Here is a 12,714-nt window from a genome sequence, read left to right as displayed (position 1 = left end):
TTGCCCGCACGTGGCAGTTACTCCAGTTCGCCGTCCAGTCTCACTCCAACTCACCGTCCAATCCCCACTGCTCGGCCCGTTCCTGTGCTTCCTCGCGGGCTTGCTCCCGAATCGCCTCGATCTTCTCGGTGTCCTCCAAGAACGCCTTTAGAAAAAATAGCAGCACTCAAACATGGCCAGCCGAACAGATAGGACCGAATTTCTGTACGTCGTGAACCTTGATCAACTACCACGCCTGTCTGAGTCTCTTTCTGAAGACCCATCTACTTGGCTTGGTTTGTCCGTGAGTCGTTCTTTGTCACCATGGTGGGGGAAATATTCTCCACTCGGTGCGATTGCTCCGGACTTCAGGGCACATTGACTGACACCCGTCCATGATGACGACTTGTGGCCATCACGGACTGCGCGCAAACCGATATTCTTCGCCGCGTTATAGTCGGCATGCACTTCGTATCCGCACTCCGTACACTCGAATCGATGTTGCACAGGCCGATTCTTTGCGCTCACTGATTCACAACTCACCTGAGAACACTGCTTGCTCGTGTTCCGTGGGTTCACCGTCACTACACGAATCCCGACTTCTTCAGCTTTATACTCTACAAATTCACGGAGACGACGGAATGCCCACGTGTGGAATGTAGTTGCACCAGGCAGTCGGTCTGTTATACCCTCTAGATTCTCGAACGCGATTATGCCACACTGCTGTGATTGGGCTTCTTCGACGAGTTCGTTTGAGGTGCAGTGAAGCGTGTCATTGGCAAACCGGCGTTCACGACGACTCATTGTTGAGAGTGTTCGGTGAGCGCTCCTTGTGCCGGTCTTCTGGAGGTTGCTTCGACGTTGCTCGTATTGTTCTCGTACGTGGGTTAGCTCTGCGCCGGAACCGAATCGGCCAGTGCTTGTCACGGCGAGGTTCTCGATACCAAGATCAACGCCAAGAACCGTTCCGTTCTCGACTGTCGAATCCTCAGTGTCTTTTCGCGGACCTCGAAATCCCAGATGCAAGAACCAGCCGCCATCACGGCGCGTTAGAGTACTCTCTGTGAGTTCCCACGAATCACTCTCAAGAAAACGGTGCTGATATCCATCCGCTTCTGACGGAAGGACGAGCGAACACCGAATCCGAGACTCAATCGTCGATAGTGAGACTGTTCCGTCCTCAAATAACGTCATCGTCCGCGAGTCATACCGGATTGTCGGCGCGGTAAACGACGGCTTTGAGGCAGCATACCCGTTCTCTAAGCGACTCTGGCAAGCAGCGACAGCTGTTGCCGCTTGATGGCTAGCGAGGATTGCGTGTTGGCTTCCAAGGCCTGTTGTGTCCCGAATAGAATCGTAGGCTACTGATTGGACGCGCCGCTTCGAAGTACAGTCGGGCCACGCTTTGTTACCTGCGAGTTGGCAGGCTTTCGTGTAGTCACTAATTGTTTGCTCAAGAAGCTTCGATTGCTCCTCGGATGCCTGAAGGCGTGTGATCGCAGTCCGGCGCTGGTACTCCTCAGCCACACCATGGGTTGGTCCCACTCTCGTATTTATATCTACGCACCAGATTACGGCTGCTGAGGCCGTATCGCACTTCGAGCCTGTGAAGCGACTTCTTCTGGAGTATTATCCCTTGGTGTGAGTTGAGCAGCAACATCTCGAAAGGTAGTGCTGAACTCTGTATTCGGTTTTCGTGAGAGAATCGGCTCTCCAGTATTCTCTACACCAGCCAATTCCTCTGAATTCGGGATGCTTCCTAATACTGGTCCATCAAAATAGCGTTCCGCTTGCTTCTCAACCTTCTCTGGAACTCCCGAATCGGGGACCTTGTTGAACAGCACGCCCGCGGTCTCGGTGCCGTAGGAGGTGGCGTACTCCTGTACTTTCAGGCCGTCGCTGAGTGCGGGAATCGTCGGTTGGAGGACGACCACGACTCTATCGGCGAGGACGATAGGGAGAATCGCGCTCTTCGAGCCGAGTGCGGCGGGCGAGTCGAGTAGGAGGACGTCCGTGTCGGCGGCGAGTTCGGCGACTACCTCCCGTAGTCGGTCGGGGTCGGCGTCTTCGAAGGCGGCGAGGCTCGTGCCGCAGGGGACGACGTTCATCCCGAATCGTTCGTAGACGGCATCCTCGACTGCGGTGGTGGTCTCCGCCACGAGTAGGTCGTGGAGCGTCGTGTCGGCCGATTCGAGACCGGTGTGAAAGAGCAGGTTCGCCATGCCAGTGTCGGCGTCCACGACGGTCACGTCGTACTCTTGGGCCAGTGCCATGCCGAGCGCGACCGTCGTGGTGGTCTTTCCGGTCCCGCCCTTTCCGCTTGCGACTGCGAACGCCTCGACCATCACGCCGGGGTTGCGCGCGATGCCTTAAAAATCTGCTCGTCGGAGGAAGAAATCTACGCCTTCGATTGGGCTGAGGGGGAGAAATCAGTCACGCGCGGCGAGCCACGCGGGAACTTCGGCGAGCGAGTCGTCAGTGAAGGCGTCGGCGATTGCTTCTGGTCGCTCGCCGTCGCAATTCGCGTAGCGAAGCTCGTCTGGGGCGACTCCCAACTGCTCCGCGCAGTTCTCGAACGCCTTGGGGTGGGGTACTCGCCACCCGCAGGCCGCGCTCGTCACCACTGCGTCGAAGGCGTCGCGGTCCACCTCGGAGCGAATCAGTGCGCGTCGAGCGAGTTCAGGCACGCGACAGTTCGAGAGGACGGCGACGGGACCCCGTTCGCTCGCGGCTTCGACGGCTTCGACTGCTCCCTCGCGCGTCTCGACTTCAGGGTCGAATGCCGAGACGACTGCGCGCCGGGGCGCGTTGCCGGGCGCGGTGACGCCCCTGCTGGCGAGCGCCCGACTGACGTGTGCCGGAAGCGGCACTTCCGCGCCCTCGGGTGGGTCGATGTGCGTCTCGTGGTAGGCGTCCTGCCAGTCGTCGGGGACGGCTACGTCGCGGTTTTCGAGTTCCGCGGCTATCGCTTCGGCAGGGTGTTTGGGAAATTTGGCTTCGACGAGCGTGTCGAAGAGTGCGAATGCGACGGCCACTACGTGGGAGTTCGTGCAAACGGTCTTGAATCACTCGGTGACTAGTCGGGTGACGCAGAGAACGGAACAGACCGATAGGAGGTTTCCGAAGCATACCCTTCGGTTGAATAGAGAACGCCGTTTGATGAGAGATGGTTTAGTCTGAGCGCTACGGATCGACAGTGAACAAAGTGACGCTAGCTACTCCCGAAACCTATGAGAAACCGCAACCGCACTGCGACGGCCACACCCTCCCCAACCGACTGTGTGACTCGGTTCCAGAAGACGCGACCACGTGGGTCGCGTCTTCTGCGCTCGTTACTCGTCCCTCGCGCGGTTCGGCGCGACGACATGCCGTCGCGCCAGCGCGCCGGTTCGGAAACCCCATATAGCGTTCTAAACTCCAAAATCAATCCCGTGAAACCGTCTACTCCACGTCGATAATATTCGACTCTAAGTCCCGCGGGAAGTACGTCAGCATGTCCGTGCCGTCTTCCGTGACGGCCACCGTATCGGAGTGGCGATAGCCGTACTCGTCGGTGTAGATACCCGGCTCGATGGTGTAGATGTGGCCGACTTCCATCGCGTCGTCTTCGGCCTCGCGGCCGTCCTCTTCCTCGCAGTGGTCCGCCCACCCGCGGTCGATGTACGGCGGTTCGTGGCCGCCGAGGCCGATGTTGTGGCCGACGTGGTGCTGTGCGAGGTCGGTGACGCCCTGTTCTTCGAAGTAGTTCCAGACCTGCTCGTCCACGTAGGAGATGGAGACGCCCGGCCCGAGCGCGTCGATGGCGATGGTCTGAGCCTCCAGCATCAGTTCGAAGTAGTGGCGTTGGTCGTCGCTCGGCTCTCCCAGGAACATCGTGCGCTCCAGTTCGGAGTGGTAGCCATCGACGTTCGCGCTTGCCCCCGTGACGAGTACGTCGCCCTCCTCCAGTCGGCGATTCGCGGTGTGGCCGTGGGGAAGCGCAGTCTGTTCGCCGGTGATGTAGCCCGCCATCGCGGGACCGTCGGCGCGCGTGCGCGGCACGTACTCGTCACCGAGGGTATCGAGCATGGCTCGCGACGCCTCCATCGAAGCGCGCTGGCTGACCGTCGCGGGGTGTGCCCCGACTTCTGTGTAGTCGGCGAGATAGCGATGCGCGAGGTTCCCCCAGCGCGCCGACTCGCGGACGAGTTCGACCTCCACGTCACTTTTCGCCCAGCGCATCCGGTCCACCCAACTCTGGCTCTCTACGTCCACGAACTCCGAGAGCGCGGGGCCTTCGTAGCCCATCACGCCCGGCGCGCCGTCGGCGTCGGTGACGACTGCCGACACGCCGAGATTCGATAGCATCGACGCCGCAGTTTCGATGGGTGCGCCACCGGGGTAGTCGAAGTAGTGGTGGACGCTATCGATTCGGGGATTCTGCTCGACGCGCTCGACTTCGAGGCGGGGCACCGTCACCTCGACGCGGTCGTCGGTCACCGCGAGGACGACCGGGCGTTCGGTCTGGATGTGGTCGAAGCCGGTCAGATACTCGATGCTCGTCGCGCCGAACCAGACGCCAGCGTCGGCGTCTGTCTCGGCGATTCGGTCGCGGACGCTGGCGAGTCTCGTGTCGAACTCTGCGTCGGGTACGCGGGTCGGCATTTGCTCGCAGGGACGGAAGCCTCCCTGTTAAGCGTTCACCCGGAGGCAAGCCGGGAGTTGAGACGAAACCAGTACTCGGTCACTCCACTCGAACGGTGTCCCCGACTTCTACGCCGTCCGCACTGCCCGCAGGTAACTCGATTAACTGGTCCGCTTCGGCCTTCGCGATACCCGTCCACGCGCTCAGTCGCTCTTTCCGCTGGACTTCCTCGTCCGTTAGCCAGAGCACGTCCAGCGCGAACGGGACGAACACCATGTGAACGTCCCGGCTCCCGACCTCGTCGAACCGGAAGACGAGCGCGTAGTCGTCGGGAATCGACCGCTTGAACATCAATCCGCGGGCCTGCGAGAGGAACGAATCGGCGGTGTCTACGTCCGTCGCCAGCGTGTTCCCCGCTCGCGTCCCGTCGTCGTGTACGACTCGCACGGTCGGACCTGTCGCGGTCGGGGCAAAAACGTTGCGCTGGTGGGGCGACCATTTTTATCCGATCAGACCCGAAGCGACAGTACGAACGCATGGAAGAGACGCCCTCCGGAACTCCCGTCGGCGTGGACGACCCCTACGACCACGCGGGGGTCTGTGACCACCTTACCGACGAGGGCAAGTGTCGGTTCGCCTTCGAACATCCCGAGCAGGACCCCAAGTTCGCCCGCGAACGCAGGCGCGACGAACTGCGGTGCCCCGCCGCAGACCCCGATGGCGACTGGAACTGGGAAGACTGTTCGCACTACCGCTGTCGAAACCGCGAGCGCGAGTGCGTCCGTTGTGGACTGGACGAGCGTCGGATGGCCCACTCCGACGAGCGACCCCTGCTCGAAGAGCATCACCTCTCGTACTCCGGTGGCGGCGAGACGCTGAGCCACGAAATCACGGTCTACCTCTGTCGGTGGTGTCACGCCAAGGTCCACAAGTCGTGGGCGCGCATCGACGACGACGTGAACCCCGACCCGGAAGCGATGGCCGAGAAGGAGGGCCGCCGGTCGCGCGAGCAGGCCGAAGCGACCTTCGAGTCGGCCGCCGAGCGGTACGACCCCGATTCGTAGTCGTCTCCGAGATACCGACCACTTCGGCCGCGAACCGCCAGTTTTTGCTCGGAGCGGTCGAATCGTCTGCATGGCTCATCCGACGAAACTCGGTCACGTGCACCTCAAAGTCCGCGAGTTGGACCGCGCCGTCGAATTCTACACCGAGGTGGTGGGACTCGACGTCACCGAACGGGTCGGCGACTCGTTTGCGTTCCTCTCGTTTGGCGACCACCACCACGACGTAGCGTTGCAGGCACTCGGTCCGGACGCGCCCGGACCGAGCAGTGGCGTCGGACTCTATCACACTGCCTTCGAGGTCCCAGACGAAGACGAGTTGGGAGCGACCCTCAAGCGACTCGAAGAACGCGGCGTGGAGGTGTCGCCCGTAGACCACGGAATCAGCCAGGCGCTGTACTTCGAAGACCCCGACGGTAACGGCGTCGAAGTGTATCTCGACACCCGAGAGCGGAACGACCGTTGGGAGTGGCGTGGCGAGAACGAACGGTTGGATTCAGACCAACTATTATAAACACCTATCGCATCGTGACCATACGTTTTTTGATACTGCCTCCCATCTGGAAGGTATGGACAGGGATGCACAGCCACGAATCGGCCATGTCCACCTCCACGTCGCGGACGCGGACGAGGCCATCGAGTTCTACGCGGGGATTCTCGGATTAGAAGTCCGCGAACGATACGACGGCTACGCCGCGCTGACGTGGGGAGAGAATGGCCACGACATTGCGCTCCACGGCGGAGAGGCGGCACGTGGCTGTCGCGTCGCCATCGAAGTTCCGAGCGCCGACTCGCTCGTGACCGTCTACCGAGCGTGCGACGATCACGGCGTCAGCATCGAACCGATCGACCACGGCGTCACGAAGTCGCTGTACTTCGAGGACCCCGACGGTAACGAGTGGGAAGTGTACCTCGACACGCGCGGTGAGGAGGGCGACCTCGAAACGTACTTCGAAGCGCTCGAAACCGCAGAGAAACCACCGTCGGAAGCCCGCGAGACGCAGTTCGACCCCGAATCGCTGGTCACCTGAGTTCCGCCGTCGAATCGCTCGTGACCTGACGTTCTGCTTCGAGACCCCTTCGAACTGCTTTTGTACTGCTATCGGCTACCTCCTGCCAATGACGCGTATCGTCGTGGTTGACAACCACGGGCAGTTCACGCACCTCGAACACAGAACGTTGCGAGACATGGGCGTCGATACCGAAATCATCGACAACACGACGCCACCGGAGGAAATCGACGCCGACGGCATCGTCCTCTCGGGCGGTCCCGATATGGACGACATCGGTAACTGTGCCGAGTACCTCGAACTCGGCGTCCCCGTGCTGGGCATCTGTCTCGGCATGCAAGCCATCGCGCACGTCTTAGACGGCGAAGTCGGGTCGGGCGACTACGGTGGCTACGCCGACGTGACGGTCGATATTCTGGACGACGACGACCCGCTCGTCGGTTCGCTTGCTCCCGAAACTCGGGTCTGGGCCAGCCACGCCGACGAAGTGAAGGCCGTCCCGTCTGGCTTCGAGAGAACTGCGGAGAGCGACGTCTGCGGCGTCGAAGCGATGAGCGACGACGAGCGCGACCTCTACGGCGTCCAGTGGCACCCCGAAGTCGCCCACACCGAACGCGGCGAAGAAGTATTCGAGAACTTCCAGGAAATCTGCGAGTAGCATCTTTTAACCTTCCACCGCGTAACCTCCCGAACAATGACGGCTACGCAGGGGGACCTCGCCGACCTGTCCCGATACATCTTCCGCGCGCCACGGTGGTACGCGAGCGTCGCGTTCGCGCTCCTCATCGCCGCCGTCGCGGGCGTCGGGGCGTTCGACGCAGGGTACGTCCTCGAAGACGCGTGGCAAGGACTCTTCTTCATCGGCGTGCCGACAGTCGTCGCCAGTCTGCTCACGACGCCAGTGGACCGACGACTCGGCGGGCAACTTACCTACAATCGTTCTTCGCTGCTGGCGCTGACCTGCGAGGGCATCGTCGTCGCGGTCATGGCGGGCGCAGGAGCGCTCGCCGTCCTCTCGGCGCGACTGAATCAGCAGTTCGTCTTCGACGCGCTCATCGCCGGATTAGCGTCGGTGTTCGCGCTCAGACTCCTCGTCGTGATGGCGGTCTCGCGACGGTCGCTCATCGTTGCGGCTATCCCTGCCAGCATCCAGACGGTCGCAGCAGCAGTGCTGTTCTTCATCTACAGTGGAACGATGCGGTTTCTGGAGGTCGGCGGCCCACTGCTCGACATCTTCCTCAACCGCGCCGACGAAGCCCCGAAGGAACTCGGTGCCATCGTCCCGGTAGACTTCGCACTCCTCGCGGTGATGTGTGCCATCTACGGCCTCGCCGTCTGGACGTTCGTCACGTTCATCGACCGGCCGTGGAAGCGCGGACTCGGGGTCAGTATGCTCGACTTCCTGCGCGGATTCATCGGCCACATCGCGGAGGGCACCCGTGAACTGGAGGACTTCTTCGAGGACATCGGCGAGAAGGCCGTCGTCCCGGTTTCGGTCCTGTCCTTTCGGCGCGAGGACGGCACCGAAAAAGCTCGGTTCGTCCTGCCGATGATTCACCCGGGTCCGATGGGCGAAATCGGCGGCGGCAACCTCCCGCGGCGCGTCGCGGCGGAAGCCGACGGACTCGCTTTTCCGCCCCACGCGACTGCGGGCCACGACTTCAACCTCGTCACCGAGCGCGAAGTGGACCCGATTCTCGAAACCGCTCGCGAGGCTTACGAGGAAATCGAGTACCACGACACTGCCACCCAGAGTTTGCGCGTCCAGTCGGGCGACGCAAAGATGGTCGGCCAGCGGTTCGGCGACGACGCCTTCCTCGTTGCGACCTACTCGCCGGAGTTCGCCGACGACGTGGAGTACGCCGTCGGCCTCTCTGCGGCCGCGGAAGCGCGCTCTGCGGGCGTCGAGGACGTGATGCTCGTAGACGCCCATAATTGCAACAACGGCCTCGAAGGCCCGGACCTCGGCCACGTCTACCCCGGGAGCGAACGCTCCTTCGAGATGATGCAGGCCGCTGGCGAAGCGGGCGAGAAACTCGCGGACGCATCACAGGAACCGCTCCGACTCGGGGCGGCGTGGGACGAGACGGACTGGAAGCCACGGGACGGCATCGGCCCGCTCGGCGTCCGCGTGGCCGTCCTCGAAGTCGGCGACCAGACCACCGCCTACGTGTTGGTCGATGGCAACAACATGGAACCCGGTCTGCGAGAGCGTATCGTCGAGGCACTCCCCACGGACGAAGTCGAGGTGATGACGACGGACACCCACATCGTCAATCAGGTCGAGGCGTCGAATCAGGTCGGCGAAGCGATCGACCATGACGAACTGCTCGCGGTGATCGAACGACTCGTGGACGAGTCAATCGCGGACCTCGAACCCGTCGAGGGCGGCATGGCGAGCAGTCGCGCGGAGGTCACCGTCTTCGGCAACGACCGCACGGAGACGCTCGCGAGTCACGCCAACGCCGTCATGGCGATGGGCGGTGCGCTCGCGGCCGCAGTCGTCCTCGCGGCGATGGCGGTCAGCGTCCTCATCTTCTTCCTCGCCTGAGGTGTCGCTTCTGCTTCGATTTGGCTTATCTTGACCGCCGTCGTAGCCCTGCTCGGTGGGGGAAATGACGACAAACGAACTGCCAGCAGACGCACTCTCGACGCTCGAATCGACCTTTCGGGGACAAATCGTCGTCCCCGGCGACGAGTCGTACCACGACGAGCGACGCGTGTGGAACGGCATGATAAACAAGTATCCGGCGGCCATTACTCGCTGTGACGACGTCGCCGACGTACTCGCGGTAGTGAACGTCGCCAGCGACCACGACCTGCCGCTCTCCGTTCGCGGCGGCGGCCACGGTGTCGCCGGAAACGCCCTCGTAGACGGCGGCCTCGTCGTTGACCTCTCGGAGATGGACGATGTGCGCGTAGACCCGGAAGGCCGAACGGCGCGCGTCGGCGGCGGCGCGACGTGGGGCGACGTGGACCGCCAGACTCAGCAGTTCGGACTCGCCGCGCCCGGCGGGGTCGTCAGCGAGACCGGCGTCGCTGGCCTGACGCTAGGCGGCGGCATGGGTCACCTCCGGCGGAAGTACGGCCTCTCCTGTGACAATCTCGTGTCCGCGGACGTGGTGACCGCCGACGGTCGCCTCGTCGTCGCCAGCGAAGACCGCAACGAAGACCTCTACTGGGCGCTCCGCGGTGGCGGCGGCAACTTCGGCGTCGTCACGAGTTTCGAGTTCGACCTGCACCCGGTCGGCCCCGAAATCGAGTCGCTGTTCGTCTGGTACCACGGCGACGAAGCACGAGCAGTGTTCGAGCAATTCCGCGAGTGGGGTCCAGACGCCCCCAGAGACGTGAGCGTCCTGCCGTTCTACGCGTGGGTGCCCGAAATCGAGGAGTTCCCCGAGGAACACTGGGGCGAACCCGCGGTGGCGATTCTGGGTTGTTACGCTGGTGATTCGAGCGCAGTTGAGAGCGCGGAAGGCGAGCCATTCGGCCCGCTGAAGACTATCGCCGACCCGATTGCCGACTTGAGTAGCCCGATGCCCTACGTCGAACTCCAGCAGATGCTCGACGTTGACTACCCCGACGGGCGCAACTACTACTGGAAGTCGGTGTACGTGGACGAACTGACCGACGAACTAATCGACCGCATTCTCGACCACGCAGCGGGGTGCCCGTCGAAACTCTCGACCATCGACGTGTGGCAGGGCGGCGGCGCGATAACCGACCTCAGTCAGGAGGACGCCGCCTTCCCGTACCGGGACGCATCGTTCGGCCTCAACTACGAAGCCAACTGGGACGACCCCAGAATGACGGCAGAAATCGTCGAGTGGGTCCGCGAGAGCGTCGAAGACGTCCGGAAGCTCGACGTAGTCCGCGGCCAGTACGTCAACTTCGCCGGTCTCGGTGAAGACGCGGCCTCGGTCGCCTACGGCGACAGCTACAGTCGTCTCGCACAGGTCAAGGAGCGATACGACCCCGAGAACGTCTTTCGGGGTCACCAGAACGTGCGCCCGGAGTAGTCACTCCCAGCAAACCCCGTCGCAACGGTAACGAAACCCGTGGCTATCGAGTCGTAGCGCCGAAAGAAAACCGCATACCGCAAGTACCCCTACCCGCGGTATCTGGTCGTAAATCGCGGGCACGGGATATGTCTTGTGGTGTCTGTGCGGATATATGACCGCGAAAAATACGCTCTGAGGCGTTTTCAGGCCTCTTCGTCGGCGAATAGCTCGTCCACGGCCGCTCGCGCCGCGAGTGCGGCGTCGTCGGCGACCTTCTCCTCGTCGTGGGCACCGTTCGGTGCGTTCAGATACACGTCAACGTCGAGGATACCGTCCTCGAACGTGACCGTCACGTCGAGGTCTTTGACCGCCGAGGACTTGTATCGGGAGAGGACGAGTCCCTCCGCGGCCTCGGCGGCAGTCTGGACGACTTCGTCGTCAGTGGGCATCTACGCGCCGCCAGCGCCGCCGCCCATGCCGGGGCCCTGCGGGCCTTGCGGGCCGCCGCCGAGCATGTTCTGGAGTTCGGTCTGGAGGCTCTCGAACTGCTCTTGTACGCGCTCTTCCTGCTTCTGGAGGGTCTCGACGCGGATTTCGAGACTATCGACTTTCTCTTCGAGGTCGTCCTGTGCGGTCTCGTAGTCGGTCTCGACGAGGAGTTCGCCGACTTCGTGGTACATCGTCGTGTCCTCGTCGATGTCGTCGAGTTCGTCGAGTGCCGTCTCGGCCTCGTTCAGTTGGGTCTCGGCCGAGTTCTTCTGGGCCGCGACCTGCTGTGCTGTCTCCTGAAGGTCCTGCAACTCTTCGAGCTTCTCCTGCGCTTCCGGTGGCAGATTACCCTGCATGACTAGGGCGTCGCTCCGCGGACAGAAAAACCCCCGCTTTCAGTTCTATCGGAGGGTAGTGCAGGGAACGCTCCGCGTGCTTTCGGTCGGTCCTCCTACCTGCTCGTACTCCTCGACTTTCGAATCGGCGCGCGCTGGTCGCGGACGGGAGACCGCGACCAACTCCGTGCGGGGTCTTCGTGAGCAGAGCGACCGTAGGCTCGCCAGAGCTTGCTCTGTCGGTGGATGAGGGCCGCAACGAAGTGAGGACCGTAGTCGGACGGGGAGGTGTGTGGCTGTCGCAGTGTGGTCGCGGTGCGGTGTTCTAGGTTTTGGGAGTAGCTAGCCTCACTGCAACTTCTTTCGTCTCTACGTTGCAGTTGATAACAGTCCAGTTTCGTCCTCGAAAGCCCCCGTCCGTTCGGCCCCTTTCAGTTTTCCCCCGTGATTTGTGTCACCGGCCGATTCTCACGCTAACCCGTTCACCGTCTCCGCAACAGAAATCAGCGACTGCCACGTGTTCAGGCCCGCGCGAAGTGCCACGAGGTCGTCGGCGACGACTTCCACGACGAGTGTGTCACCGTCGCGCGAGACGCTCGTCGCCGACCGGTCACCGTCGATTTCGCCGATTTCCTGCGAAACGGCGCGCGTCACGACGCGGGCACGCTCGGCGGACTCGTACTCGAACCTGAGCGTGGCGTCGTGTGGTCGCATTGCTATCGGCGTAATAGAGAAAGGGGAGAACGCGTTACTTCACTTCGACTTCTTTCACGTCGCGACTCCGCTCTTTGAGGAGCACGCGGTGACCGCAGTACGGACAGCGGACGCCACCGTACTCGTCCAGTTCCACGTCGCGCTTGCACCGCGAACACTTGTAGCTCATTCTTATTCTTCGTCGTCTGCGAGGGCGGCACGAATCGAACGCGTGACGGTGCGGCCTGCAGGGGTCTCGGGCTTGTAGGACCCACCGGCGAACTTGTATCCGCACTTGCCACACTGCCAGATGCCGGTGCCCTGCCGGTCCACGTCGTCGGTGCCACAGTCCGGGCAGGTGTGGTCGTCACGCATCTCGTTCTCGATTTCCGCGACCCGTTTCCGGGAGACGCGGCCGTACCGCGCGCCGAATCGACCGGCACTGCCGGTTCGACTCTGAGTGTCTTCGGCCATAGTACTGCGAATTTGATTCGGCGCGCTGATAAAGCCTTTGAGTCGAGA

At 62.3% G+C, this 12,714-nt stretch carries 16 protein-coding genes; 6 read left to right on the top strand and 10 right to left on the bottom strand.

Annotated elements, in window-relative coordinates; all coding sequences use genetic code 11:
* Positions 1-222 precede the first annotated feature (222 nt).
* From F7R90_RS13275 to F7R90_RS13255, 5 genes are all read right to left on the bottom strand, one after another.
* Positions 223-1,506 carry an RNA-guided endonuclease InsQ/TnpB family protein gene (locus F7R90_RS13275; RefSeq protein WP_158057901.1) on the bottom strand — a complete coding sequence of 428 codons (1,284 nt, stop codon included), beginning with the start codon at positions 1,504-1,506 and terminating at the stop codon, positions 223-225.
* Between the two features lie 44 nt (positions 1,507-1,550).
* Complete coding sequence (locus F7R90_RS13270; RefSeq protein WP_158057900.1) at positions 1,551-2,324, bottom strand: nucleotide-binding protein; 774 nt, start codon at positions 2,322-2,324, stop codon at positions 1,551-1,553.
* Positions 2,325-2,408: 84 nt separating this feature from the next.
* Positions 2,409-3,014 carry an HAD family hydrolase gene (locus F7R90_RS13265; protein WP_158057899.1) on the bottom strand — a complete coding sequence of 202 codons (606 nt, stop codon included), beginning with the start codon at positions 3,012-3,014 and terminating at the stop codon, positions 2,409-2,411.
* A gap of 406 nt (positions 3,015-3,420) precedes the next feature.
* Entirely contained in the window at positions 3,421-4,623 is a 1,203-nt protein-coding gene (locus tag F7R90_RS13260) for a M24 family metallopeptidase (RefSeq protein WP_158057898.1), read from the bottom strand.
* Between the two features lie 79 nt (positions 4,624-4,702).
* Complete coding sequence (locus tag F7R90_RS13255; RefSeq protein WP_158057897.1) at positions 4,703-5,050, bottom strand: DUF192 domain-containing protein; 348 nt, start codon at positions 5,048-5,050, stop codon at positions 4,703-4,705.
* Positions 5,051-5,139: 89 nt separating this feature from the next.
* Here F7R90_RS13255 and F7R90_RS13250 point away from each other — a divergent pair, with 89 nt between their 5' ends.
* The 6 genes from F7R90_RS13250 to F7R90_RS13225 all read left to right on the top strand — a co-directional run bounded on the left by F7R90_RS13250 (position 5,140) and on the right by F7R90_RS13225 (position 10,693).
* Entirely contained in the window at positions 5,140-5,667 is a 528-nt protein-coding gene (locus F7R90_RS13250; protein WP_158057896.1) for a DUF7097 family protein, read from the top strand.
* 70 nt (positions 5,668-5,737) lie between these two features.
* Positions 5,738-6,178 (top strand): VOC family protein, encoded by a 441-nt coding sequence (locus F7R90_RS13245; RefSeq protein ID WP_158057895.1) that lies wholly within the window; start codon positions 5,738-5,740, stop codon positions 6,176-6,178.
* Positions 6,179-6,233: 55 nt separating this feature from the next.
* Positions 6,234-6,695, top strand: a complete 462-nt coding sequence (locus F7R90_RS13240; protein WP_158057894.1) for a VOC family protein — start codon at positions 6,234-6,236, stop codon at positions 6,693-6,695.
* An 88-nt stretch (positions 6,696-6,783) separates the two neighbouring features.
* Positions 6,784-7,332 carry a GMP synthase subunit A gene (locus tag F7R90_RS13235; protein WP_158057893.1) on the top strand — a complete coding sequence of 183 codons (549 nt, stop codon included), beginning with the start codon at positions 6,784-6,786 and terminating at the stop codon, positions 7,330-7,332.
* 36 nt (positions 7,333-7,368) lie between these two features.
* Positions 7,369-9,225 carry a DUF2070 family protein gene (locus F7R90_RS13230; RefSeq protein ID WP_158057892.1) on the top strand — a complete coding sequence of 619 codons (1,857 nt, stop codon included), beginning with the start codon at positions 7,369-7,371 and terminating at the stop codon, positions 9,223-9,225.
* Positions 9,226-9,289: 64 nt separating this feature from the next.
* Positions 9,290-10,693: an FAD-binding oxidoreductase gene (locus F7R90_RS13225; RefSeq protein WP_158057891.1), complete on the top strand. Its 1,404-nt coding sequence runs from the start codon at positions 9,290-9,292 to the stop codon at positions 10,691-10,693.
* Between the two features lie 185 nt (positions 10,694-10,878).
* Here F7R90_RS13225 and F7R90_RS13220 read toward each other — a convergent pair whose 3' ends face one another.
* The 5 genes from F7R90_RS13220 to F7R90_RS13200 all read right to left on the bottom strand — a co-directional run bounded on the left by F7R90_RS13220 (position 10,879) and on the right by F7R90_RS13200 (position 12,666).
* A complete protein-coding gene (locus tag F7R90_RS13220; RefSeq protein WP_158057890.1) occupies positions 10,879-11,124 on the bottom strand; it encodes a DUF3194 domain-containing protein in 246 nt (81 codons plus the stop codon).
* Positions 11,125-11,520 carry a prefoldin subunit beta gene (locus tag F7R90_RS13215; protein WP_158057889.1) on the bottom strand — a complete coding sequence of 132 codons (396 nt, stop codon included), beginning with the start codon at positions 11,518-11,520 and terminating at the stop codon, positions 11,125-11,127.
* Between the two features lie 447 nt (positions 11,521-11,967).
* Entirely contained in the window at positions 11,968-12,213 is a 246-nt protein-coding gene (locus F7R90_RS13210; protein ID WP_158057888.1) for a KEOPS complex subunit Pcc1, read from the bottom strand.
* A gap of 34 nt (positions 12,214-12,247) precedes the next feature.
* Positions 12,248-12,382, bottom strand: coding sequence for a DNA-directed RNA polymerase subunit P (locus F7R90_RS13205; protein WP_158057887.1), 135 nt, complete (start codon positions 12,380-12,382; stop codon positions 12,248-12,250).
* A 2-nt stretch (positions 12,383-12,384) separates the two neighbouring features.
* The gene (locus F7R90_RS13200) at positions 12,385-12,666 is read right to left on the bottom strand and encodes a 50S ribosomal protein L37ae (protein WP_158057886.1); all 282 of its coding nucleotides are present in this window, start codon (positions 12,664-12,666) and stop codon (positions 12,385-12,387) included.
* Positions 12,667-12,714 lie beyond the last annotated feature (48 nt).

The sequence above is a fragment of the Halorussus halophilus genome, assembly GCF_008831545.1.
GTDB classification, from domain to species: Archaea; Halobacteriota; Halobacteria; order Halobacteriales; family Haladaptataceae; genus Halorussus; species Halorussus halophilus.
The sequence above is the reverse complement of the archived record's forward strand: the minus strand, read 5'-3'. Positions and strand labels throughout refer to the sequence as shown.